The organism is Nonomuraea sp. NPDC050404 (assembly GCF_040655495.1).
GTDB lineage: Bacteria > Actinomycetota > Actinomycetes > Streptosporangiales > Streptosporangiaceae > Nonomuraea.
In genome coordinates this window covers 103266-125710 of the sequence record NZ_JBFAKB010000033.1, presented here as the reverse complement: position 1 = coordinate 125710, position 22445 = coordinate 103266, and the positions used below count along the sequence as shown (strand labels likewise).

The 22445-nt window shown below is 70.0% G+C and carries 21 protein-coding genes; 18 read left to right on the top strand and 3 right to left on the bottom strand.

Annotated features, from left to right (window positions below; all coding sequences use genetic code 11):
• Nucleotides 1–31 precede the first annotated feature (31 nt).
• From AB0I81_RS53615 to AB0I81_RS53555, 13 genes are all read left to right on the top strand, one after another.
• Complete coding sequence (locus tag AB0I81_RS53615; RefSeq protein ID WP_360675984.1) at nt 32–244, top strand: hypothetical protein; 213 nt, start codon at nt 32–34, stop codon at nt 242–244.
• Nucleotides 241–1053, top strand: a complete 813-nt coding sequence (locus AB0I81_RS53610; RefSeq protein ID WP_360675981.1) for a TlyA family RNA methyltransferase — start codon at nt 241–243, stop codon at nt 1051–1053. Before AB0I81_RS53615 ends, AB0I81_RS53610 begins: the two co-directional genes overlap by 4 nt.
• The gene (locus tag AB0I81_RS53605; protein ID WP_360675979.1) at nt 1050–1949 is read left to right on the top strand and encodes an NAD kinase; all 900 of its coding nucleotides are present in this window, start codon (nt 1050–1052) and stop codon (nt 1947–1949) included. Before AB0I81_RS53610 ends, AB0I81_RS53605 begins: the two co-directional genes overlap by 4 nt.
• 105 nt (nt 1950–2054) lie before the next feature.
• Nucleotides 2055–3764 carry a DNA repair protein RecN gene (gene recN / locus AB0I81_RS53600; protein ID WP_360675977.1) on the top strand — a complete coding sequence of 570 codons (1710 nt, stop codon included), beginning with the start codon at nt 2055–2057 and terminating at the stop codon, nt 3762–3764.
• Nucleotides 3765–3837: 73 nt separating this feature from the next.
• A complete protein-coding gene (gene steA / locus AB0I81_RS53595) occupies nt 3838–5034 on the top strand; it encodes a putative cytokinetic ring protein SteA (RefSeq protein WP_360675974.1) in 1197 nt (398 codons plus the stop codon).
• Nucleotides 5031–6008 (top strand): copper transporter, encoded by a 978-nt coding sequence (locus AB0I81_RS53590; protein WP_360675971.1) that lies wholly within the window; start codon nt 5031–5033, stop codon nt 6006–6008. The genes steA and AB0I81_RS53590 overlap by 4 nt, the downstream gene beginning before the upstream one ends.
• A 1-nt stretch (nt 6009) precedes the next feature.
• On the top strand, nt 6010–6873 hold the full coding sequence (locus tag AB0I81_RS53585) for a hypothetical protein (protein WP_360675968.1): 864 nt from the start codon (nt 6010–6012) through the stop codon (nt 6871–6873).
• 189 nt (nt 6874–7062) lie between these two features.
• On the top strand, nt 7063–8670 hold the full coding sequence (locus tag AB0I81_RS53580; RefSeq protein WP_360675965.1) for a lipid II flippase MurJ: 1608 nt from the start codon (nt 7063–7065) through the stop codon (nt 8668–8670).
• Nucleotides 8671–8842: 172 nt separating this feature from the next.
• The gene (locus AB0I81_RS53575) at nt 8843–9949 is read left to right on the top strand and encodes a glycosyltransferase family 4 protein (protein ID WP_360675962.1); all 1107 of its coding nucleotides are present in this window, start codon (nt 8843–8845) and stop codon (nt 9947–9949) included.
• Between the two features lie 193 nt (nt 9950–10142).
• On the top strand, nt 10143–11126 hold the full coding sequence (locus tag AB0I81_RS53570; RefSeq protein ID WP_360675959.1) for a TerC family protein: 984 nt from the start codon (nt 10143–10145) through the stop codon (nt 11124–11126).
• A 138-nt stretch (nt 11127–11264) separates the two neighbouring features.
• Nucleotides 11265–11876, top strand: a complete 612-nt coding sequence (locus AB0I81_RS53565) for a phosphatidylserine decarboxylase (RefSeq protein WP_360676025.1) — start codon at nt 11265–11267, stop codon at nt 11874–11876.
• A complete protein-coding gene (pssA, locus tag AB0I81_RS53560; protein ID WP_360675956.1) occupies nt 11863–12702 on the top strand; it encodes a CDP-diacylglycerol--serine O-phosphatidyltransferase in 840 nt (279 codons plus the stop codon). The genes AB0I81_RS53565 and pssA overlap by 14 nt, the downstream gene beginning before the upstream one ends.
• 225 nt (nt 12703–12927) lie before the next feature.
• Nucleotides 12928–13203 (top strand): hypothetical protein, encoded by a 276-nt coding sequence (locus AB0I81_RS53555; RefSeq protein WP_360675953.1) that lies wholly within the window; start codon nt 12928–12930, stop codon nt 13201–13203.
• Nucleotides 13204–13222: 19 nt separating this feature from the next.
• On the opposite strand, the gene AB0I81_RS53550 is transcribed toward AB0I81_RS53555, so the two are convergent.
• Both AB0I81_RS53550 and AB0I81_RS53545 read right to left on the bottom strand, forming a co-directional pair.
• On the bottom strand, nt 13223–13879 hold the full coding sequence (locus tag AB0I81_RS53550; protein WP_360675951.1) for an MBL fold metallo-hydrolase: 657 nt from the start codon (nt 13877–13879) through the stop codon (nt 13223–13225).
• Nucleotides 13876–14703 (bottom strand): maleylpyruvate isomerase family mycothiol-dependent enzyme, encoded by an 828-nt coding sequence (locus AB0I81_RS53545; RefSeq protein ID WP_360675948.1) that lies wholly within the window; start codon nt 14701–14703, stop codon nt 13876–13878. Before AB0I81_RS53545 ends, AB0I81_RS53550 begins: the two co-directional genes overlap by 4 nt.
• A gap of 217 nt (nt 14704–14920) precedes the next feature.
• Here AB0I81_RS53545 and uvrA point away from each other — a divergent pair, with 217 nt between their 5' ends.
• Nucleotides 14921–17761 (top strand): excinuclease ABC subunit UvrA, encoded by a 2841-nt coding sequence (gene uvrA, locus AB0I81_RS53540; RefSeq protein ID WP_360675945.1) that lies wholly within the window; start codon nt 14921–14923, stop codon nt 17759–17761.
• A 79-nt stretch (nt 17762–17840) separates the two neighbouring features.
• Here the strand turns inward: uvrA and AB0I81_RS53535 are convergent, their stop codons facing one another.
• Nucleotides 17841–18578 carry a DUF2306 domain-containing protein gene (locus tag AB0I81_RS53535; protein WP_360675943.1) on the bottom strand — a complete coding sequence of 246 codons (738 nt, stop codon included), beginning with the start codon at nt 18576–18578 and terminating at the stop codon, nt 17841–17843.
• 227 nt (nt 18579–18805) lie between these two features.
• Here AB0I81_RS53535 and AB0I81_RS53530 point away from each other — a divergent pair, with 227 nt between their 5' ends.
• The 4 genes from AB0I81_RS53530 to uvrC all read left to right on the top strand — a co-directional run bounded on the left by AB0I81_RS53530 (nt 18806) and on the right by uvrC (nt 22347).
• Nucleotides 18806–19213 carry a Rieske (2Fe-2S) protein gene (locus AB0I81_RS53530; protein ID WP_360675940.1) on the top strand — a complete coding sequence of 136 codons (408 nt, stop codon included), beginning with the start codon at nt 18806–18808 and terminating at the stop codon, nt 19211–19213.
• Nucleotides 19214–19316: 103 nt separating this feature from the next.
• Entirely contained in the window at nt 19317–19796 is a 480-nt protein-coding gene (locus tag AB0I81_RS53525) for a Rieske (2Fe-2S) protein (RefSeq protein ID WP_360675937.1), read from the top strand.
• Between the two features lie 45 nt (nt 19797–19841).
• On the top strand, nt 19842–20315 hold the full coding sequence (locus AB0I81_RS53520) for a Rieske (2Fe-2S) protein (protein WP_360675935.1): 474 nt from the start codon (nt 19842–19844) through the stop codon (nt 20313–20315).
• Between the two features lie 88 nt (nt 20316–20403).
• Nucleotides 20404–22347 (top strand): excinuclease ABC subunit UvrC, encoded by a 1944-nt coding sequence (gene uvrC, locus AB0I81_RS53515; RefSeq protein WP_360675932.1) that lies wholly within the window; start codon nt 20404–20406, stop codon nt 22345–22347.
• Nucleotides 22348–22445: the final 98 nt, after the last annotated feature.

Below are 22445 nucleotides of genomic sequence, written 5' to 3'. Positions count from 1 at the left end.
GGGCGCTCGCGCGAGGCGTTACGGTCGAGTCATGAGTGAGGTGCCGGAGAGGACCGGCGACGAGCGGGTCGACGCCATCGTGGCGGACCTCGGCCGGCTGGGCGAGCTGCCCGTGAGCGAGCATGTCGCGGTCTTCGACGAGGCGTTCTCCGGCCTGGAGGGCGTGCTCGCCGCCGTGGACGAGGCGGCGGAGGAGGCCCAGGAGCGGCAGTCGGACGGGCATCAGGCTGTGGAACGCCGGTGAGCCGTAGGATCCGGCTCGACAGCGAGCTCGTACGCCGCGGCATGGCCAGATCGCGTGAGCAGGCCGCCCAGCTCATAGAGGCCGGCCGGGTCAGCGTCGGCGGCCAGCGGGCCCACAAGGCGGCCACCCAGGTCGAGACCGCCTCCGCCATCGTCGTGGCCGCCTCGGAGGACGGGCCCGACTACGTTTCGCGCGGAGCGTACAAACTGCTGGGGGCGCTCGACGCGTTCGGGAGCCTGGAGGTGGCGGGCCGCCGCTGCCTCGACGCGGGCGCCTCCACCGGCGGGTTCACCGACGTGTTGCTGCGCCGCGGCGCAGCGCACGTGCTGGCCGTGGACGTCGGCTACGGGCAGCTCGCCTGGTCGCTGCGCAGCGATGATCGGGTGACCGTCATGGAGCGCGTCAACGTCCGCGAACTGACCCCCGACATGGTCGGGGAGCCGCCCACGCTGATCGTGGGCGATCTGTCGTTCATCTCGCTGCGGCTCGTACTGCCCGCGCTCGCCGAGGTCGCCGCGCCCAGGGCCGATTTCGTGATGCTGGTGAAGCCTCAGTTCGAGGTGGGCAAGGACCTGGTCGGGGCGGGCGGCGTCGTGCGCGACCCCGAGCTGCGGGCGCGCTCCGTGCGTGACGCCGCGGGCAAGGCGCGGGAGCTGGGGCTGAGCGTGCGCGGAGTGACCGCCAGCCCGCTGCCCGGTCCGTCGGGAAATGTGGAATATCTGCTCTGGCTGGGCAAGGGAGAGGGCGAGCCCCAGGTCGCCGACCTCGAGGCCGAGATCCAGCGTGCCGTGGCGGAAGGGCCGCAATGAATCGCACCGTGCTGGTCGCCGTGCACACCGGGCGTGGCGCCGCCATAGACAGCGCCCGGCTGGTCATCAGACGGCTGGCCGACGCCGGAATCACCGTCAGGGTGCTGGACACCGAATGCGCCGAGATCGGCTGCGACGAGGCCGACGCGGTGCCCGCCGATCCGGGCGCGGCCAAGGACGCCGAGGTCATGATCGTGCTCGGCGGTGACGGGTCCCTGCTGCGCGCCGCCGAGCTGGCCAGGCCCGCGGCCACGCCGCTGCTGGGCGTCAACCTGGGACACGTCGGCTTCCTGGCCGAGGCCGAGGTCGCCGACCTTGCCGCGGCGGTCGACAGCGTGGTGGCCGGGCGCTACGACGTCGAGGAGCGGATGACCATCGATGTTCTCGCCAGGCAGAACGGCCGGGTCCTGGCCGACACCTGGGCGCTCAACGAGGTCACCGTCGAGAAGCAGGAGCGCATGCTGGAGGTGGTCGCCGAGATCGACGGCCGGCCGCTGTCCAGATGGGGGTGCGACGGCGTGATCTGCGCCACTCCGACCGGTTCGACCGCGTACGCGTTCTCCGCCGGCGGCCCCATCGTCTGGCCCGAGGTCGAGGCGCTGCTCATGGTGCCCATCAGCGCGCACGCGCTGTTCGCCAAGCCGCTGGTCGTCTCCCCGCGCTCCACCCTGGCCGTCGAGATACTGCCCGACACGCCTGGCGGCGTTCTGTGGTGCGATGGGCGGCGGAGATTCGAGCTTCCGTCCGGGACGCGGGTGGAGGTCCGCAGGGGGGCCGAGCCCGTACGGCTGGCCCGGCTGCACGGGGTGGAGAGCACCGGCGCGCCGTTCACCGACAGGCTGGTCGCCAAGTTTGAACTACCCGTTCAGGGGTGGCGCGGAAGGGCGCGACCCTGAGTCAATTGAGGTGAGAACGCGTAGGATCACGTGGGCGTGGCAGGCCGTCCCCAGCGGTCCAGCGCAGGCAGCGGCGTCACACACGGCAGGGAACGGGAGTGGGCAGTGCGACCAAGGGTCGAGGAGGTCCGCATCCAGGGGCTCGGCGTCATCGACGAGGCCGTCCTCGAGCTTTCGCCGGGCTTCAACGTGGTCACCGGTGAGACGGGCGCGGGCAAGACGATGGTCGTCACCGGGCTCGGGCTGCTGTTCGGCGGCCGGGCCGACCCCTCGCGCGTACGGCCGGGGGCCGACAAGGCCAACGTGGAGGGCACGCTGGTCATCGAGCCGGGCGGCCGCGTCGCGCAGCAGGTCGAGGACATCGGGGGAGAGGTCGAGGACGGCGAGCTGATCATCTCGCGCACCGTTTCCTCCGAGGGCAGGTCCAGGGCGTGGCTGGGCGGGCGCACGGTGCCCGTCGGCACCCTGACCTACCTGGCCGACGACCTGGTGGCGGTGCACGGGCAGATGGATCAGCAGCGGTTGCTGCAGCCGGCCAGGCAGCGGGCCGCGCTCGACCGTTACGCCGGCAACGCACTGGTCAAGCCCCTGCGGGCGTACGGGCAGGCGTACAAGCGGCACAAGCAGGTGGGCGCGCTGCTCGACGAGCTGACCACCAGGGCCAGGGAGCGCGCGCAGGAGGCCGATCAGCTGCGGTTCGGGCTGGAGGAGATCGAGAAGGTCGATCCCAAGCCGGGTGAGGACGATGACCTGCGCGGCGAGGAGGAGCGGCTCTCGCACGCCGACGCCCTGCGCAGCGCCGCGACGAGCGCGCACACCGCGCTGCTGGGCGACCCGATGGAGGCCGCGGGCGGGCCGCACGACGTGGCCTCCCTGCTGGGGGAGGCGCGCTCGGCCGTGGAGGCGGTACGCGACTTCGACAGCCAGCTCGCCGAGGTGGCCGACCGGCTGGCCGAGGCCGGATACCTGATCTCCGACGTGGCCACGGATCTGGCGGCGTACGCGGAGTCGATCGAGGCCGACCCCGCGCGGCTGGCGGCGGTGCAGGAACGCCGGTCGGTGTTGTCCGGGCTGATCCGTAAATATGCCGTGGACAGCGCGGGCGTCCTGGCATGGGCGCAGCAGTCGGCCGCCCGACTGGAGGAGCTCGAAGGCGACGACGAGCGCATCGGGGAGCTGACCCGCGAGCACGAGGAGCTGACCGCCCGGCTGACCGAGCTGGCCGCCGAGCTCACCCAGGTGCGCGAGGCCGCGGCCGAACGGTTCGGCCAGGCCGTGACCGAGGAGCTGACCGCGCTGGCCATGCCGCACGCCCGGGTCGTGGTCCAGCTCACGCTGAGCGAGGAGTTCGGGCCCGAGGGCCGCGACGAGGTGGAGCTCCGGATGGCGGCACACCCCGCCGCGCCGCCGCTGCCGCTCAACAAGGGTGCCTCCGGTGGTGAGCTGAGCCGCGTGATGCTCGCGATCGAGGTGGTCTTCGCCGGCGCGGATCCCGTGCCGACTTTCGTGTTCGACGAGGTGGACGCGGGTGTCGGCGGCAAGGCGGCGGTCGAGATCGGGCGCCGGCTGGCCAGGCTCGCCCGTACCGCGCAGGTGATTGTCGTCACACATCTGCCGCAGGTCGCCGCCTTCGCCGACCAGCATCTGGTGGTCGAGAAGGCGAGTGACGGCAGCGTCGTGCGCAGCGGCGTCGTCACGCTCAATCACGAGGGCCGGGTGCGTGAGCTCTCCCGGATGCTCGCCGGTCTCGAGGACTCCGAGCTGGGCCGGGCGCACGCGGAGGAACTGCTGGGGCTCGCCGCGGCAGACAGGTGATCCTGAGTGACATAAGGGACACGCCGCGTCATGCGTGGCCTCCGCGCTGTTTTGCTCTGGCAGGATGGTCTTGATGAAGGTTCCGGGAAGCAAAATGCCGGGCCTCCGCGGTAGGAAGGTCGAGGACCTTCCCGGTGTAACGGCAGTGGCGAGGATCGACCGGCGGACCAAGAGGCTGACAAAACGTCTCCAAGCCGGGGAAATTGCGATTATCGATCACGTCGACGTTGACCGGGTCAGCGCGGAGGCGCTCGTCGCGTGCGGAGCCGCGGCCGTCGTCAACGTGGCCAGCGGCATCAGCGGGCGCTACCCCAACCTGGGGCCGCAGATCCTGCTGGAAGCCGGCGTGCCGTTCGTTGACAACGCCAACCAGGAATTGTTCGAGCGCGTCAAGGACGGCGACGTCGTACGCGTCTGCGAGGGGGTCGTCTACCTCGACGAAGACGTGGTCGGCAAGGGCGAGGAGCAGACCAACGAGGCCGTCGAGTCCGCCATGGCCGAGGCACGCGCCGGTCTCGCCGTGCAGATCGAGGCTTTCGCCGTCAACACGATGGAGTACGTTCGCGGTGAGGGCAAGCTTCTCATCGACGGAGTCGGCGTGCCTGAGATCCGCACCCCCATGGAGGGCAGACATGTCCTCATCGTGGTGCGCGGGTATCACTACAAGGAAGACATCGCCACCCTGCGGCCGTACATCCGCGAATACCGGCCCGTGCTCGTCGGCGTGGACGGCGGGGCGGATGCGCTGCTGGAGGCCGGCTACCTGCCCGACGTGATCGTCGGTGACTTCGACTCGGTCTCCACCAAGGCCCTGACCTGCGGCGCCGAGCTCGTCGTACACGCCTACCGCGACGGCAGGGCGCCCGGCCTGGAGCGCGTGCACCAGCTCGGCCGCGAAGCGGTGATCTTTCCCGCCACCGGCACCAGCGAGGACATCGCGATGTTGCTGGCCGACGACAAGGGCGCCGAGCTGATCGTCGCCGTCGGCACGCACGGCACGCTGGAGGAGTTCCTCGACAAGGGGCGCTCCGGCATGGCCAGCACCTTCCTCACCCGGCTGATCATCGGCAGCAAGCTCATCGACGCCAAGGGCGTCAGCAGGCTCTACCGCAGCCGCATCACCACCTCCCAACTGCTCCTGCTCGTGATCACGGCGCTGATCACCATGGGGGTCGCGCTCTTCATGTCGCCGCTCGGCCAGACCTGGCTGAACGGCCTGCAAGACCTCTGGAACGCATTCATCTTCTGGCTGGTCGGACTCTTCTCGTGATCGATTTTCGCTACCACCTCGTCTCCATCGTCGCCATCTTCCTGGCCCTGGCGGTGGGCATCGTCATGGGCACCACACTGCTGCAGGATCCGGCGGTCCAGTCCGCCAAGGAGGTCGCCGCCGCGGTCACCAAGTCCAACGACGAACTGCGCGCGGAGATCGACACGCTGCGCGGGCGCGAGGCCGGCAACGACACCCTCATCGCCTCCTCGACCGCTGACCTGGTGGCCGGCGACCTGACCGGTCAGCAGGTGCTGCTGATCGAGACGCCGGGCTCCAGCAGCACCGTGCGCGAGGCCACCCAACTCGTACTCGAACAGGCCGGCGCGGAGATCCCCGGGCGGATCACGCTGACGGAGAAATTCTTCGATCCCAAGGGCAAGGGCGTGCTCGACGGCCTGGTCAACCAGCTCAAGCCGGCCAACATGGTCTTCCCCGCCACCGCCACGAGCTGGGACAGGGCCGCCGCGCTGCTCGCCGCCACCTTCGTCACCACCGACCAGGCCCAGGTCGGCACCCCCAACCCCGAGACCGCCGACGTGATCAGCACGTTCGAGGCGGGCGGGCTGCTCAGCGTCGAGGGCGAACCGGCCAAGCGGGCCACGCTCGCGGTGATGTTCGCGCCGGAGAAGGCGTACGAGGGGGAGAACGCCGAGACCCAGGCGGGCGCGCTCGTCTCCGTGGCCGACGGCATCGACGTGGGCGGCAAGGGCACGGTGCTGGCCGGCCTGGCCGCGCCCACCGTGCTGCCCGGTGACGCGATCGCCGCCGTACGCGACGAGAGCGAGGTCTCCAAGCGCGTGTCCACGGTCGACACGGCCGACATGCCCGCGGGCCGGGTCGCGATCGTTTACTCTCTGCGGGAACAGTTGTCCGGGCGGGCCGGCCAGTACGGCATGGGCAAGGGAGCCACGGCGGCCATACCCACGGAAACGTCCGCGACCCCATCCCCCACCACAGAGTCAGGGAGCTGACATGCCTGCCAGCCGGGCCCGTGGCCTGCTGTACGCCCTCGCCGGAGCCGCGATCGGCGCCGTGACCGCCCGCGCCGCCTACGCGGCCTTCACCCGCAACCGGCCCGCCGACCTGAGCGGCCGCTGGACCAGGAAGAACCACCGCGGCGAGCCGATCACCCTGCTCGAAGGCCCCGCGTTCGCGGCCGGGGCGGGCGCCGCCGCCGCGCTCACGCCCGGCCTGCCCGCCCGGGTACGCGCCGCCGCGCTGCTCGCCGGCGTCGGCAGCGGCGCAGTGGGCGCCTACGACGACCTGTACGGCACCACCTCCTCCAAAGGCTTCAAGGGACACCTGACCGCGCTGGGCCGCGGCGAGGTGACCAGCGGCGCCGTCAAGATCCTCGGCATCGGCGCCGGCGGCCTGGGCGCCGCCGCGCTCGTCTCCGAGGGGCCCGTGGACACCCTGGTCAACGGCGCGGCCATCGCGGGCGCCGCCAACCTCGCCAACCTCTTCGACCTGCGGCCAGGCCGGGCCATCAAGGTCGGCCTGCTCACCGGCGGGCCGCTGCTGGCCGCCTCGCTGCTGCGCGGCTCGCCCGCCGCCGCCGCGCTGGCCGCCGCGCCGCTGGGCGCCGCCGCGGCGCTGCTGCCCGAGGACCTGGGCGAGCGCGCCATGCTCGGCGACGCGGGCGCCAACGCCCTGGGCGCCCTGCTCGGGCTGGCCGCCGTCACCAAGCTCGGCCGGCCGGGACGGTACGTGCTGCTGGGCACCGTCGTGGCCTTGACGGCGGCGGCGGAGAAGGTGAGCTTCACCAAGGTGATCGCCGGGAATCCGGTGCTCAACCGCATCGACATGCTCGGCCGCCGCCCGGTCGACACCGTCTGACCCGCCGTTCGCGTGAGGCTCGTGTTCGTGGGGTCGGCATCCGTGGTGTCTGTGTCCCTGCGGTCTGTGTTTCTGCGGTCTGCGCCCCTGTGACGTGGCGAGTCCCATCCGTTCGGTGGCCGCGATTGTCGGCGCCGCCTGCCAGGATGTCTGCGTAGGAGTGAAGCGGCTGCGGGCTGGGGAGGCCGGGTGGGTGTGGTGACGGCGCGGGGCGTCGCGGGTGGTGCGATGCTGATCGGCGCGATCACCGTGCTGGCCCGCGTCATCGGGTTCGGCAAGCAGTACGCCTTCGCCCAGACCGTCGGAACCAACTGCCTGTCCACGGCCTACATGACGGCCAACCAGATCCCCAACATCGTGTTCGAGGTGGTCGCCGGGGGTGCGCTGGCGGGCATGGTCGTCCCCGTGCTGGCCGGCGCCGCCGGGCGGGAGTCGCGCGAGCGGGCGGGGCAGATCGGCTCGGCGCTGCTCACGTGGGTGGTCGTCGTCCTCGTGCCGCTGGGCGCGCTGCTCGCGTTGTTCGCCGGGCCGATCGCCGGCCTGTTCTTCGCCGGCGGCGTCGATCAGTGCGACGTCACCGAGGTGACCGCGGTCGCCACCCGGATGCTGGTGGTCTTCGCCCCCCAGATCCCCCTGTACGGCGTGGCCGTGGTGCTGTACGGCGTCCTGCAGTCGCACAACCGGTTCACCGGCCCCGCGACCGCGCCCCTCGTCTCCAGCATCGTGGTCATCGTGGCCTACCTGCTGTTCGTACCGCTCAGCGGAGAGGTGAGCGATCCGCTGCGAGTGCCGGCCGCCGCCGAACTGGCCTTGTCCGTGGGCACCAGCCTGGGGGTGCTGTTCCTGGTGCTGACCGTGATCGGGCCGGTGGCGCGGCTGGGGATGCGGTGGCGGCCGACATTACGGTTCCCCGACGGGGTGGCCGGGCAGGTGCGCAGGCTCGCCCTGGCGGGCGTCGCGGCGCTCCTGGCTCAGCAGGCCGCCATGATCGTGGTGGTGCTGCTGTCGAACAACGCGATCGGCAACGGGGCCATCGCCGTCTACAACTACGCGTGGGCGATCTACCTGGTGCCGTACGCGGTGCTGGCCGTGCCCATCGCCACCAGCGCCTTCCCCCGGCTGTCCGCGCAGGCGGACGACCCGGAGGCCTTCGCGGCGCTCGCGGCCCGCACGACCCGGGCCGTGGTACTGGTGTCCGGGCTGGCCGCCGGGGTGCTGGCCGCCGCGTCCGGGCCCATCGCGGCGGTGTTCCTCGCGGACAAGAGCGAGGTGCGGCCTCCCGAGGAACTGGCCCTGGCGATCGCGCTGTTCTCGCCCGGTCTGGTGGGATACGGGCTCATCGCGCATCTGAGCCGGGTGTTGTACGCGGCGGGTCGTGGACGTGCCGTCGCGACCGGGACCGTGGTGGGGTGGGGCGTCGTGATGGTCGCCCAGACCGCCTTCGTGCTGGTGCTGCCGGATGAGTGGGGGATCGGCGGGATGGCGCTCGGGATGAGCGTCGGGATGAGCGTGGGCGGGGCCCTGCTGCTCGGGTCCGTGGTGCGTGCGCGGGGGAGCCTGGCCGCGGCCGGGCTGCCGAGGGCACTGGGCGCGGCGGCCGCCGGAGGGGTGCTGGGGTACTTCGCGGGCGGGGGTGTGGTGGCGTGGCTCGGAGCGAGTGGGGTCTGGGCGAACGTGGGGGCTGCCGTACTGGGGGCGGTGGTGGCGCTGGCCGTGGGGGCGGCGGTGGTGGCATCGGTGGATCGGCCGGACGCTGGTGCGGTGGCCGGACTGCTACGGCGGAACTCGTCAGGTTGAGGTGGCCTGTGGTGGGCCCTGTCGGGTTGAGGTGGCTTACGGCGGGGTCTGTCTGGTGGGTGCTGTGGGCTGGGGCTCACTGGGCTGTGGTGGTCTGCGGTGGGCTTGAGGGCCGGGCGGGCGGTGGGTTCGCCGTGCGGGGTGCTGGAACTGGCAGGGTTGTGATGGCGCGATGAGGAGGGAGCGGGGCGTGCGGGTGGCATTTGTGTTGGGCACTACGTCCGGGGGGACTGGGCGGCATGTGCTGATGCTGGTCGAGGGGCTCGTGCGCCGGGGGCATCGGGTGGTGGTGGTCGGGCCGGGGAGCGTTGAGGAGCAGTTCTCGTTCGGCGCGGCGGGGGCCAGGTTCGCGGAGGTGGTCGTGTCGGATCGGCCGCATCCGGTGAATGACGCGCGCGCGGTGCTGGCGGTCAGGAGGTTGACCCGCGGGGCCGATGTGGTGCACGCGCACGGGCTGAGGGCTGGGGCGCTGGCCGCGCTCGGGCGGCGGGGGCCGGTGGTGACGCTGCACAACGCGCTGACGGCGGGCGGGTTCGTGGGGCTGGTTTACGGGGTTCTGGAGCGGATCGTGGCGCGGCGGGCCGGGGTTGTGCTGACCGTCTCGCCCGACCTCGGTGAGCGGATGAGGCAGCTCGGCGCGCGTGATGTGCGGGCTGCCGTGATCGCGGCTCCCGTGCCCCGGCCGGCGCGGCGGACGCCTCAGGAGGTCAGGGACGAACTGCAGGCGGGAGAGCGGCCCATCTTGCTGACCGTCGCCAGGCTGGCGCAGCAGAAAGGGCTGGAGACGCTGCTCGACCTCGCAGCCGGCCCGTGGCGAGACAGTGGTGGAGGTTCGGTAAGGGCTGTGAGGGGTGGGGAGCCTCTGTTTGTGGTGGCGGGGGAAGGGCCGTTGCGGGGGGAGTTGGAGCGCCGGATCGAGGCGGAGAAGCTTCCTGTTCGGTTGCTGGGGAATCGGGATGATGTGCCCGACCTGCTCGGGGCTGCCACGGCGTTGGTGATGCCGAGTAGGTGGGAGGGGCAGCCGCTGACGCTCAGGGAGGCGCTCATGACCGGGACCCCGGCCATCGCCTCCGAGGTCGGTGGGATTCCGGAGATCTTGGGGGATGCCGGGATTCTGGTGTCCTATGGGGACGTGGAGGGGTTCCGGGAGGCCGTACGGGAGGTGCTGGGGGTGCCTGGAGCTGCGGAAAGGCTGGCTGCGGCGGCCGTGCGGCGAGGGCGTGAGATGCCCGGTGGAGACGAGGCCGTGAACGACGTACTGTCGGTGTACCGGGTGTAGGGCCGGGAGGATGATTACCCGCGTTCTTACGGTTCTCATATACTGCCTGGGTTAGGGAGGGGAGTATCCCTTCGCGACAGCCTCGTCATCACGGTGCAGCCCCGCTCCACGGGGCCCCCGGGGCTGCCGGTCCGCGGTTCGTAGGCGGGCGGGAGAGACCTCCGGCACTGAAGCGCGCATGCCGGAGGGTTGAGTGAGCATACCCACATGGGCCTGGATCGCCGTGCTCGGCGGTCTTCTCCTTGTTCTCGCGATCGACTTGTGGATCGTCGACCGTGGGGAGGCCCGAGAGTTCTCCATGCGACAGGCCGGCTTCTGGGTCACCTTCTATGTCGCGCTCGCCGTCGCGTTCGGAGTGACGTTGTGGCTCACCCTCGGGGGTGACAAGGCGGGGGAGTTCTTCGCCGGCTACATCACCGAGTACAGCCTCAGTGTTGACAACTTGTTCGTCTTCTTCATCATCATGGGCCGGTTCGCGGTGCCGCGGGCGTACCAGCACAAGGTGCTGCTCGTCGGCATTCTGCTCGCCCTCGTGATGCGCGGCATCTTCATCGCGCTCGGCGCGGCGGCGCTCGAACGGTTCAGCTGGCTGTTCTACGTCTTCGGCGCGTTCCTGGTCTACACCGCGATCAATATCGTGCGCCAGCACATCAAGGGCGAAGAAGAGGACGTCAAGGAGAACTTCCTGCTGAAGTGGGTACGCCGGGCGTTCCCCACCACCGAGGGCTATGTCGGCTCCAAGGTCACCGTCAAGATCGACGGCAAGCGCATGGTGACGCCGATGCTCATCGTCATGGTCGCCATCGGCAGCACCGACCTGCTGTTCGCGCTCGACTCGATTCCGGCGATCTTCGGACTCACCAAGGATCCCTTCATCGTCTTCACCGCCAACGCGTTTGCGCTGATGGGGCTGCGTCAGCTCTACTTCCTGCTGGGCGGGCTGCTACAGAGGCTCGTCTACATCAGCTACGGTTTGGCGTTCATCCTGGGGTTCATCGGGGTTAAGCTCGTATTGGAGGCGTTGCATGCCAGCCATGTCTCCTGGGCGCCCGAAATTCCCATCTGGGTGTCGCTCTCGGTCATTGGCGCCACCATGGTGATCACCACGGTGGCGAGCCTGATCAAGGCGCGCATGGAAGCGCGCAAGGGCGAGGAGACGCATCCGGAGCAGGTCTAGCGAAATGGGCTTCGAGGCGCTTTGCTTGTGTAGTTGTGCCGTGTAATAGTTACTGGTTCTGTAACATCACGGCAAAGCGCCCAGTCCAGAAACCACCAAAGGTTGTACGTGTCAGACGATTCTGCCAAGCCGGGCCGTATGAGGCTCGCGCGCGGGGTCTCCCCGTGGCTCCTCCCAACGGCGGCCACGGCGGCCGCCAGTGCACTGCTGACGCTCCGAGACCGGCGATGGGCCCTCGCGGCCCTGCCGCTGAGCGCGCTCACCGGGAGCATGCTCTGGTTCTTCCGCGACCCCGACCGCACGCCGGGCGAGGGTCGCATCCTGTCGCCCGCCGACGGCGTGGTGCAGAGCATCGACCCGTGGCCGGACGGCCGCACCCGGGTGGCGATCTTCATGAGCCCGCTGAACGTGCACGTCAACCGTGCCCCCCTTGCGGGAAATGTCACCTCCGTGCAGCATGTGGCAGGTGGGTTCCTGCCGGCGTTCAACAAGGACAGCGACCAGAACGAGCGTGTGGTGTGGCATTTCGAGACCGCGCTCGGCGACATCGAGATGGTGCAGATCGCGGGCGCGGTCGCGCGTAGGATCGTGCCATACCTGAGCTCCGGGGCGAAGGTGGAGCGGGCAGAGCGGATCGGGCTCATCAGGTTCGGCTCGCGGGTCGACATCTACCTTCCCGAAGGAATCTCCCCCGCGGTGTCCGTGGGGATGAAGACGGTTGCGGGGGTGACCAGAATTGACCGCGGCTGACGCCGGTAGCTGGCAGGCGGACGAGGAAGAGCCTCGCGGTCCCGTCGGCAAGGCGTTCCGCCTGTCCGCCGCGGACTCTCTCTCGCTCGGCAACGCCGTCTGCGGGTTCCTCGCGGTGTGTGTGCTGGCCTCCTCCGCGATCCAGCAGCTCCAGATCGACGGCGGCCGGTTCACGCCCGCGCCCAGCTACTTCGCCACGGCCATCGTGCTGCTGCTCATCGGCGCCACCTGCGACCTGTTCGACGGGCTCGTGGCGCGGCGCTTCCGCGCCTCCGCGATGGGCGCCGAACTGGACAACCTCGCCGACGTCATCAGCTTCGGGTTCGCGCCCGCGTTCATGATCGTCATCTGGGGAGGTTTCACCGCCCAGGTGCCGTTCGCCGCGGTGCTGGCGGCGGCCGCCGCCGTGCTGGTCGCCGGGGTCGTGCGCCTGGCCAGATTCGCCTGCGTCAAGACCAAGAGCGGCGACTTCATGGGCCTGCCCATCCCGATGGGCGCCATGACCGTGATCTCCATCGTGCTGCTGTTCCAGCCGAGCTTCTGGTCCCTGCTGGCCGTGCTCGGCGTGGCCTGGCTGATGGTCAGCCGCATCGAGTACCCCAAGCCGAAGGGGCAGCTCGCCGCGGTCGTGCTTGGGTGGATCATGGTGAACGTGGCCTTCCTGGCCGTCTGGGTGGCCTGGCCCCAGGGTGGTGACCTGCCCATCAAGATCGGGGCGACCATGCAGATCGCGCTCGTGGCGGCGATTCCGCTCCGGGTGCTGTTCTACAAGCGTGAGCAGCGCAAGGAGAAGGAAGCCGAGCGCGTCGGTCACTACAAGGGCTGACCACGACGCCGGCCCCGGCAACGGCCAAGGCCCCCGGCAAGGGCTGAGGCCATGGGCAAGGGCTGAGGTCCAGACAACGGCCAAGGTCACGGGCAAGGGCTGAGGTCCAGACAACGGGCAAGGGCTGAGGTCTCGGCAAGGGCTGGGGGCCCGAGGGCTGGCCACGAGGGTTAACCGATCCGTAAGTAACAGGATTTTTCGTCTTACTTCGGCTTTGATGGATCCATGTCGGCCACGCCGCGCGAGCACACGCGTACGTACTACCTCGGCAAACTGGCGACGGAGCTGGAACAACGCGGGCTGAGCGCCGTGCTGCGGCCCTACCCGCCCGCGTTGCGCATCAGCCACCCCGATGCGGCCATGCTGGCCGAGACCGTGGACTGCGTGCCGCATTCGGAGGGATGGTCCTACCGCTGGTCGTGGGGCGAGGTCGTCGGACTGGCCGATGACCCCGCCCACGCGGCCGAACGCATCGTACGCGTGCTGGCCGCCCGCCGATGAGGCCCCGCCGTTCCTCGATCTACCAGCCCCTGGTCTTCCACTGCGGCAGCGCGGGACGCTCCACGCCCAGGGTCGTGTCCTTGCCGTGGCCCGGGTAGACCCAGGTTTCGTCGGGCAGCCGGTCGAAGACGCGCTCCACCACGTCGGTGTAGAGCTGGGTGAAGCGCTCGGGGTCCTTCCAGGTGTTGCCGACGCCGCCGGGGAACAGCGAGTCGCCGGTGAACAGGTGCGAGCCCGCCGGGCCGCCGTCGTACAGCAGGGCGATCGAGCCCGGCGTGTGGCCCCGCAGGTGGATGACCTCCAGCGTGATCGCGCCGAACGTGATCGTGTCGCCGTGCTCGACCGTGCGGTCCACCGGCACCGGCAGGGCGGGCGCGTCGAGCGGATGGGCGAGCACCTGCGCGCCCGTCACCTTGACCACCTGCTCCAGCGCCTGCCAGTGGTCGCCGTGCTGGTGGGTGGTCACGATCGCGCCGGCGGGCCGCTCGGCCATCAGGGCGAGCAACCTGTCGGAGTCGGCAGCGGCGTCGATGAGCAGGGACTCCTCCGTTTCGGAGCAGCTCAGCAAATAGGCGTTGTTGTCGTACGGGCCGACGGCGAGCTTGCAGATCGTCAGCGCAGGCAGCTCGCGCACGTCGGCGGGGCCGCCGACCTGGACGTCACCTGTGTAGGTCATGGATAGTCCTTCGGGGGCGTCGCGGGTAGATCAGCGGGGGCCGGCAGCGTCAGCCACGGCGGCGGTTCTGGAAGACTGGCGCCCCCGGGACCTGGCGTGTGCGACTGCCCCGCGGGCAACAGACTAACGCCCTCACCCCCGGACCTGCCGGTGAGCCAGGCCAGCATGTCGCTCGCGGCGCCCTGGACGACGGGGCCGTCGCCGAGGTCGCGCCAGCGGGCGCCCCCGGACCCGGGCGTGGCCGGGAACTCGGGTACGGAGGCGGGGGCCAGGAGGCGGATCTCGCTCACCGTGCTGCGGGCGCGGGACCAGGTGGCCAGGCAGTCGTGGAGCTCGCGGCGGACGAATGAACCGGGCCAGTCTCCCGGGCCGTAGCCGGCGGCCAGGTCCACGTGGTGGAAGCCGACCTCGCGCAGGCGGCGTACCAGGACGTACCAGGCGGGGTGGGGCGGCGGGCGCATGCCCTCGACGGGGGCCTGCCAGGCCGGCTCGGGCAGGTCGCGGACGGCGGTGGCGAAGCGGGCGGCGCCGTCCGCGAGGTCGGCCAGGAGGCGGGCCGCGGGGCGGGCGGCGGTGGCCTCGATCTCCTGGGCCCTGGCCTCGTAGGAGGCGTACTGCGGAATTCGTACGCCGGTCTTGGCCCAGGTCAGGAGGTTGATGTAGGAATCGGCGTTCCTGGCGACATGAGTGAGGACGTGTCCCTTGGTCCAGCCGGGCAGGAGGGAGGGGGTGGCGATGTCGGCGTCGGACAGGGACGCGGCCGTGGCCAGCAGCTGGTTGGTCGCCGAGGCCAGCTCGGCCTGCAGCGCGGGTAGGACGGTCATGTCTGGATATTTCATCATCTAGGGTGGCTGGCGCGGGAAGGGCATAAAACCGCAGGTCACGAGGTTGAATGTTGAAGAGTTCCTTCCCTCGTGGGAGATGGCCGTACTCTGTCAGGGACGGATTTTCGGGGGCCGCGCAGCGGGCCAGCCGAAATTGTCGGAGCCGCCGTCTACCATCCCCCGTGGACCTATCCGCCTTTCGACTTCCGGGATCGCCGTGGCAGACCGCCTGATCGTGCGTGGTGCACGAGAACACAACCTCAAGGACGTCTCGCTGGACCTGCCGCGAGACTCACTGATCGTCTTCACCGGCCTGTCCGGCTCCGGTAAGTCGAGCCTGGCCTTCGACACGATCTTCGCTGAGGGGCAGCGGCGTTACGTCGAGTCGTTGTCGGCCTACGCACGCCAGTTCCTCGGCCAGATGGACAAGCCCGACGTGGACTTCATCGAAGGCCTGTCGCCGGCGGTCTCCATCGACCAGAAGGCCACCAGCAAGAACCCCCGCTCGACCGTCGGCACGATCACCGAGGTCTACGACTACCTGCGGCTGCTCTGGGCGCGCATCGGAAAGCCGCACTGTCCCGTGTGCGCCCGCCCGATCGCCAGGCAGACCCCGCAGCAGATCGTCGATCGGGTGATGGACCTGGAGGAGGGCACCAGGTTCCAGGTGCTCGCGCCGGTCATCAGGGGCCGCAAGGGCGAATACGCCGAACTGTTCCGCGAACTGCAGACCAAGGGGTTCGCCAGGGCCAGGGTGGACGGCACCGTCGTACGGCTGGAGGAGCCGCCGACGCTGAAGAAGTACGAGAAGCACGACATCGAGGTCATCGTCGACCGCCTGTCGGTCAAGGAGTCCGCGCGGCGCAGGCTCACCGACTCGGTCGAGACGGCCCTGCAACTGTCGGGCGGCACGATCACGCTGGAGTTCGTCGACCTGGCGGAGGACGACCCCGGCCGTGAGCGCTTCTACTCCGAGCACCTCTACTGCCCCTACGACGACCTGTCGTTCGAGGAGATGGAGCCGCGCTCGTTCTCCTTCAACTCGCCGTTCGGCGCCTGCCCCGAGTGCACGGGCCTGGGCACCAAGATGGAGGTGGACCCCGACCTGGTGGTGCCCGACCCCGAGCGGACGCTCGGCGACGGCGCCATCCACCCCTGGTCCGGCGGCCACACCAGCGAATACTTCGCCAGGTTGATCGAGGCGCTCGGCCACACGGTCGGGTTCACGCTGGAGACGGCGTGGGAGAGGCTGCCGAAGAAGGCGCAGAAGTCGCTGCTGTACGGCCACGACGAGCAGGTGCACGTCCGTTACGCCAACCGCTTCGGCCGTCAGCGCTCCTACTACACCACCTACGACGGCGTCATCCCGTGGGTGCAGCGCCGGCATGCCGAGGCCGAGAGCGACGCGGCGCGCGAGCGGTTCGAGGGCTACATGCGCGAGATCCCCTGCCCCGCCTGCAAGGGGGCCAGGCTCAAGCCGGTCACCCTCGCGGTCACGGTGGCCGGGAAGTCGATCGCCGAGGTCGCGGCCATGTCGATCGGCGAGTGCGCCAAGTTCCTGGCCGCGCTCAAGTTGTCCGACCGCGACATGCAGATCGCCGAGCGGGTGGTCAAGGAGATCAACGCCCGCATGGGCTTCCTGCTCGACGTCGGCCTGGACTACCTGACCATGGACCGCGCCGCCGCCACCCTGGCGGGCGGCGAGGCCCAGCGCATCAGGCTGGCCACGCAGATCGGTTCCGGCCTGGTGGGCGTGCTGTACGTGCTGGACGAGCCGTCCATCGGCCTGCACCAGCGCGACAACATGCGCCTGCTGGACACGCTGGTCAGGCTGCGCGACATGGGCAACACGCTCATCGTGGTCGAGCACGACGAGGACACGATCGCCGCCGCCGACTGGGTGGTCGACATCGGGCCCGGCGCCGGCGAGCACGGTGGCCAGGTCGTGGTGTCCGGCACTGTCAAGGACCTGCTCGCCAGCGAGGAGTCGTTGACGGGGGCGTACCTGTCCGGGCGCAGGAGCATCGCCATCCCCGCCAAGCGCCGCAAGCGCGACAAGAAGCGGCAGATCACGGTCAAGGGGGCGCGCGAGCACAACCTCAAGGGCGTCGACATCGACTTCCCGCTGGGCGTGTTCACGGCGGTCACGGGCGTGTCGGGGTCGGGGAAGTCGACGCTGGTCAACGACATCCTCTACAGCGCGCTGGCCAAGGAGCTCAACGGGGCGCGCACGGTGCCGGGGCGGCACTCGCGGATCAACGGCATGGACCAGGTGGACAAGGTGGTCCACGTCGACCAGTCGCCGATCGGGCGTACGCCGCGCTCCAACCCGGCCACCTACACCGGCGTCTTCGACCACGTGCGCAAGCTGTTCGCGGCCACCACCGAGGCCAAGGTGCGCGGCTACCAGCCGGGGCGCTTCAGCTTCAACGTCAAGGGCGGGCGCTGCGAGGCGTGCGCGGGCGACGGCACCATCAAGATCGAGATGAACTTCCTGCCGGACGTCTACGTCCCCTGCGAGGTCTGCCACGGCGCCCGCTACAACCGGGAGACGCTGGAGGTCCACTACAAGGGCAAGACGATCGCCGAGGTGCTCGACATGCCGATCGAGGAGGCCCTGGGCTTCTTCGAGGCCATCCCCGCGATCAAGCGGCACCTGCAGACGCTCAACGACGTGGGGCTGGGCTACGTACGGCTGGGGCAGCCCGCGACGACGTTGTCCGGCGGTGAGGCGCAGCGGGTCAAGCTGGCCTCCGAACTGCAGCGGCGGCAGACCGGGCGGACCATCTACGTCCTGGACGAGCCCACCACCGGGCTGCACTTCGAGGACATCCGGCGGCTGCTCGGGGTGCTCGGGCGGTTGGTGGACGGCGGGAACACCGTGATCGTCATCGAGCACAACCTCGATGTGATCAAGACCGCCGACTGGATCATCGACATGGGGCCAGAGGGCGGGTCGCGCGGCGGCACGCTCGTGGCCAGCGGGACGCCGGAGGAGGTCGCGCTGGTGGAGGAGAGCCACACGGGGCGCTTCCTGCGGAAGATCTTCGAGTTCTGACCTCGCGACGGACACCGCGCAGGCCCGCTCGCCGGAAGACGGCGGGTCTGCGCGGTGTGGCATCGGCGCACGGCGGGGGTCAGCGGGTCGCCGCGGGCCGGGCGGCGCGGGTGCGGCGCTTGGCGGCGTCGCCGCGTTCCAGCCACCACTCGGCCAGCAGCAGCGGCAGCACCCAGCCGAGCCAGGCCGCCAGCGCGCTGACCGTGCTGCCCAGCAACATCGGGTCGCCGTGGAAGGCCGTGTCGAGCTGCGGCTCCAGCAGGATGGTGAAGACGGCGCCGTAGAGCCGGTTGGTGATGATGGACATCGTCAGGGCGAAGCTGCGCACCATCCACCGGCGGTGGTCGACGAATCTGCGCTTCCTGGCCATGCGCCACCCCGTCAGCGTGCAGCCGATCCAGAGCAGCGCCAGCAGTACGTTGCTGGCCATCGTGACCGGGCCGAACGGGGTCGCCAAGCCGACCGTGAGACCCAGCAGGCCACTCGGCAGGCAGCCGCCGAACACGTACACGCGGCCGATCACGCGGTGCGCGCGGGGATGGCGTGCGCGGAACCACGGCCAGATCTGCAGGCAGCACGTGATCATCGCGATCGACCCGAACACCACGTGCAAGGAGAGCACCGCGAAGTGCGGCGGGAAGAAGTCCGGGGCGGGCACGCGGGACTGGCCGGGGTCCATCGACAGGTACGGCGGCAACGAGAACGCCAGGAAGGCGGCCGCCACCACCATCAGCGGCGCCACCCAGGGACGACGCCACCAGCGGACACGGGCAAGGTGGGCGGGGCGTTCGGCCGGAGCCGAGGTCGGAGAGGTCATGGGAGCAGGCTGGAGCCCGGTCCTGACCGTGGACCGACCGTGGGCCTACCGTGCGCTGACCGCTTCCGCCGCTGATCGGTGCGTACGTCGCCGCAGGCCGGAGTCCGGCACCCGATCGGCGGACCGGCGGGTGGCGTCAATAAAGTTGAGGTCTGGGTAACAGCCGCACCTCGGGGAGGCAAAGGGGTGCGAGCGCGGACGAAATCCTATGAACCGGGGGCGGAGCCATGTCGGAAAACAGGCTGGGACGGCGGGAGGTGCTGGGCGCGACCGGCGTCGCCGCGTGCGGGCTGGCGCTGGCCGCGTGCGGCGGCGGCGGGGGAGCGCAGGCCCAGCCGAGCCTCAAGGGCAAGGTCCTGGCCAAGACGGCCGACGTGCCCGTGGGCGGCGGCAAGCTGATCGAGGACATGAAGGTCGTGGTGACGCAGCCCACGCAGGGCGTCTACAAGGCGTTCAGCGCGCTGTGCACGCACAAGGGCTGCGAGGTCGGCACCCCCAAGGAGAACGTGATCCCCTGCCACTGCCACGGCAGCGAGTTCGCCGCCGACAGCGGGCAGGCTACCAAGGGGCCCGCCACCGCGCCCCTGCCCTCCTTCAAGGTCAAGGTCGAGGGCGACGGCATCGTGGTGGTCTGAACTGGTAAATGTGCGTACTAACCGGGATTGGCCTCGGGCACGCTGAACCGGCGCGAGGGCGCTGGCCGTACCTGAAGTGAAAGCCAATCTGGGAGGACGCACCATGACGGAAACGACGCGCCGGACGGTGGTGTTGGGCGCCGGGAGTGCCGGACTCGCGGCCGTGCTGACGGCTTGCGCGAGCTACGGCTCGCCGACCACCGAGGCGGATGTCGAGCCACCTGCGGAGGAACCGTCGTCCGACGCACCGAAGGCGGACAGCTCCGACGCACCGGAGGCGGAGGGCGAGGCCAAGCCCAAGGCGCTGGCGGCCACCGGCGACATCCCCGAGGGAGGCGGGAAGGTCTTCAAGAACCAGAAGGTCGTGGTGACGCAGCCGACGGCGGGGGAGTTCAAGGCGTTCAGCGCGGTCTGCACCCATCAGGGCTGCACGGTCGACGAGGTGGCGGACAACACGATCAACTGCCCCTGCCACGGCAGCAAGTTCAGCATCACCGACGGTTCCGTGGCGAACGGGCCGGCGAGCGACCCCCTGGAGGAGAAGCAGATCGAGGTGGACGGGGACAACATCAGACTGGCTTGATCCGCGTCTCATGATTTTCTCACCTGCGTGCGTTTGGGTGAGCGCATGGCAGATGACCTTCAGAGCCGCAGGGCGGTGTTCGCAAGCGTCGGAGCGGGTGGCCTGGCGCTGGCGATCAGCGCGTGCAGCGGCGGCACCGACACGACGACGGCGGGCACCGCCACCGAATCGGCCGCACCAGAATCGGCCGCGGCCACGGCCGGCACGTCACAGTCCGGTGCGCCGCAGGCAGGCGGCGCGCTGGCCAAGACCGCCGACATCCCCGTCGGCGGTGGCACGCTCTTCAAGGACCAGAAGATCGTGGTGACGCAGCCGACCGCCGGGGAGTTCAAGGCGTTCAGCGCGGTCTGTACGCACAAGGGCTGCCCGATCGGCAGCGTGGAGGGCGACGCGATCGTCTGCCCGTGCCACAACAGCAAGTTCGCCATCGCCGACGGCGCCGTCACGGCCGGACCGGCCGAGAAGCCGCTGCCGGCCCAGGAGATCAAGGTCGAGGGCGACCAGATCATGCTGGCCTAGCACGTGTGGAGCCGGGAGGTTGCCCGCCGTACCAACGCGAAGAGTACGGCGGGCAACCTTGTCGGTGGGGCCTACTAGGCTGGAAAACGTGGCGAGATCAGCGGGTAGCACCTTGAGTTTCCGGCCCAAGCCGGGTTCGATCCCCGAATCCCCGGGGGTCTACCGGTTCAGGGACGCCCACGGCCGGGTGATCTACGTCGGCAAGGCCAAGAGCCTGCGGCAGCGGCTCAACTCCTACTTCGCCGACTTCTCCGCGCTGCACCCCCGTACGCAGTCGATGCTGACCACGGCCGCCGACGTCGACTGGACGGTCGTCGGCACCGAGGTGGAGGCGCTGCAGCTCGAATACTCCTGGATCAAGGAGTTCGACCCCCGCTTCAACGTCAAGTACCGCGACGACAAGTCCTATCCCTACCTCGCCGTCACCATGGGCGAGGACTTCCCGCGCGTGCAGGTCATGCGCGGCGCCAAGCGCAAGGGCACCCGCTACTTCGGGCCCTACTCCCATGCCTGGGCCATCCGCGAGACCGTGGACCTGCTGCTGCGGGTCTTCCCCGTGCGCACGTGCAGCAGCGGGGTGTTCAAGCGGGCCGGGCAGATCGGCAGGCCCTGCCTGCTCGGCTACATCGACAAGTGCTCGGCCCCCTGCGTCGGCAAGGTCACGCCCGAGGAGCACCGCGACCTGGCCGAGGACTTCTGCGACTTCATGGCAGGCAACACCAGCCGCTTCATCAAGCGCCTGGAGAAGGACATGCGCGAGGCCGCCGCCGAGCAGGAGTACGAGCGGGCGGCCCGGCTGCGCGACGACATCCAGGCGCTGCAGCGGGCGCTGGAGAAGCAGGCGGTCGTGCTCGGCGAGGGGACGGACGCCGACGTGATCGCGCTGGCCGAGGATCCGCTCGAAGCGGCCGTGCAGGTCTTCTACGTACGCGGCGGCCGCATCCGCGGCCAGCGCGGCTGGGTGGTCGACAAGGTCGAGGAGGTCTCGCCGGGCGAGCTGGTCGAGCAGTTCCTGCTGCAGATGTACGGCGAGGCCAGCCCCGAGTCCATGCCCCGCGAGGTGCTGGTGCCCGCGCTGCCGCCCGACAACGAGGCGGTCGCCGAACTGCTGACCGAGCAGCGCCGCGCCCGCGTCGAGGTGCGGGTGCCGCAGCGCGGCGACAAGAAATCGCTGATGGAGACCGTCGAGCGCAACGCCAAGGAGTCGCTCGCCCAGCACAAGGTGCGCAGGGCCGGCGACCTGACCACGCGGAGCAAGGCGCTGCAGGAGATCGCCGACGCGCTCGACCTCGACCAGGTGCCGCTGCGCATGGAGTGCTACGACGTCTCCCATCTGCAGGGCGAGAACGTCGTGGCCTCGATGGTGGTCTTCGAGGACGGTCTGGCACGCAAGAGCGAATACCGGCGCTTCGCGGTCAAGACCAAGGAGGGCGACGTCGCCTCGATTTACGAGGTGATCATGCGCAGGTTCCGCCGCTACCTGGAGGAGCGCTCGGCCACCGGCGAGCTGGGGGCCGACGACGCGGGCGGCGACGGTGACGGCGGTCACGGGCCCATCGATCCCGAGACGGGCAAACCGCGCAAGTTCGCCTACCCGCCCAACCTCGTGGTGGTGGACGGCGCGGGCCCGCAGGCGGCCGCCGCGCAGCGGGCGCTCGACGAGCTCGGCATCGACGACGTGTCCGTATGCGGGCTGGCCAAACGGCTGGAAGAGGTGTGGTTGCCGGGCGATGACCAGCCGGTGATCATGCCTCGTTCAAGTGAAGGTCTCTACCTGCTGCAGCGGGTGAGAGACGAGGCACACAGGTTCGCCATCACCTACCATCGTTCCAAGAGGTCCAAGACGGTGAAGGAGAGCGCGCTCGACAGTGTGCCCGGCCTCGGGCCGGCGCGCAGGCAGGCGCTGCTCAAGCACTTCGGCTCCGTGAAGAAGCTACGCGAGGCCACTGCCGCCGAAATCTGCGAGGTTCCCGGCATCGGCCCGTCCATCGCCGAGGTCATCGTGTCGACGCTGAAGGGAGAGTCACCTTGATCTCGCCAGGATGCCAGGGTGTCAACGCCGAGTATTCATGTGTCCCCGCCCGCGGGAGCGGGCCGACGGACGGGGTGCGGCGATGAACGCCGGACAAA

Excerpts from the sequence above, each read along its gene's own strand:
- AB0I81_RS53615 (WP_360675984.1), top strand. The coding sequence starts at position 32 with ATGAGTGAGGTGCCGGAGAGGACCGGCGACGAGCGGGTCGACGCCATC.
- AB0I81_RS53605 (WP_360675979.1), top strand. The coding sequence starts at position 1,050 with ATGAATCGCACCGTGCTGGTCGCCGTGCACACCGGGCGTGGCGCCGCC.
- steA (WP_360675974.1), top strand. The coding sequence starts at position 3,838 with ATGAAGGTTCCGGGAAGCAAAATGCCGGGCCTCCGCGGTAGGAAGGTC.
- AB0I81_RS53585 (WP_360675968.1), top strand. The coding sequence starts at position 6,010 with ATGCCTGCCAGCCGGGCCCGTGGCCTGCTGTACGCCCTCGCCGGAGCC.
- AB0I81_RS53575 (WP_360675962.1), top strand. The coding sequence starts at position 8,843 with ATGAGGAGGGAGCGGGGCGTGCGGGTGGCATTTGTGTTGGGCACTACG.
- AB0I81_RS53565 (WP_360676025.1), top strand. The coding sequence starts at position 11,265 with ATGAGGCTCGCGCGCGGGGTCTCCCCGTGGCTCCTCCCAACGGCGGCC.
- AB0I81_RS53555 (WP_360675953.1), top strand. The coding sequence starts at position 12,928 with ATGTCGGCCACGCCGCGCGAGCACACGCGTACGTACTACCTCGGCAAA.
- AB0I81_RS53550 (WP_360675951.1), bottom strand. The coding sequence starts at position 13,879 with ATGACCTACACAGGTGACGTCCAGGTCGGCGGCCCCGCCGACGTGCGC.
- AB0I81_RS53545 (WP_360675948.1), bottom strand. The coding sequence starts at position 14,703 with ATGACCGTCCTACCCGCGCTGCAGGCCGAGCTGGCCTCGGCGACCAAC.
- AB0I81_RS53535 (WP_360675943.1), bottom strand. The coding sequence starts at position 18,578 with ATGACCTCTCCGACCTCGGCTCCGGCCGAACGCCCCGCCCACCTTGCC.
- AB0I81_RS53530 (WP_360675940.1), top strand. The coding sequence starts at position 18,806 with ATGTCGGAAAACAGGCTGGGACGGCGGGAGGTGCTGGGCGCGACCGGC.
- AB0I81_RS53525 (WP_360675937.1), top strand. The coding sequence starts at position 19,317 with ATGACGGAAACGACGCGCCGGACGGTGGTGTTGGGCGCCGGGAGTGCC.
- AB0I81_RS53520 (WP_360675935.1), top strand. The coding sequence starts at position 19,842 with ATGGCAGATGACCTTCAGAGCCGCAGGGCGGTGTTCGCAAGCGTCGGA.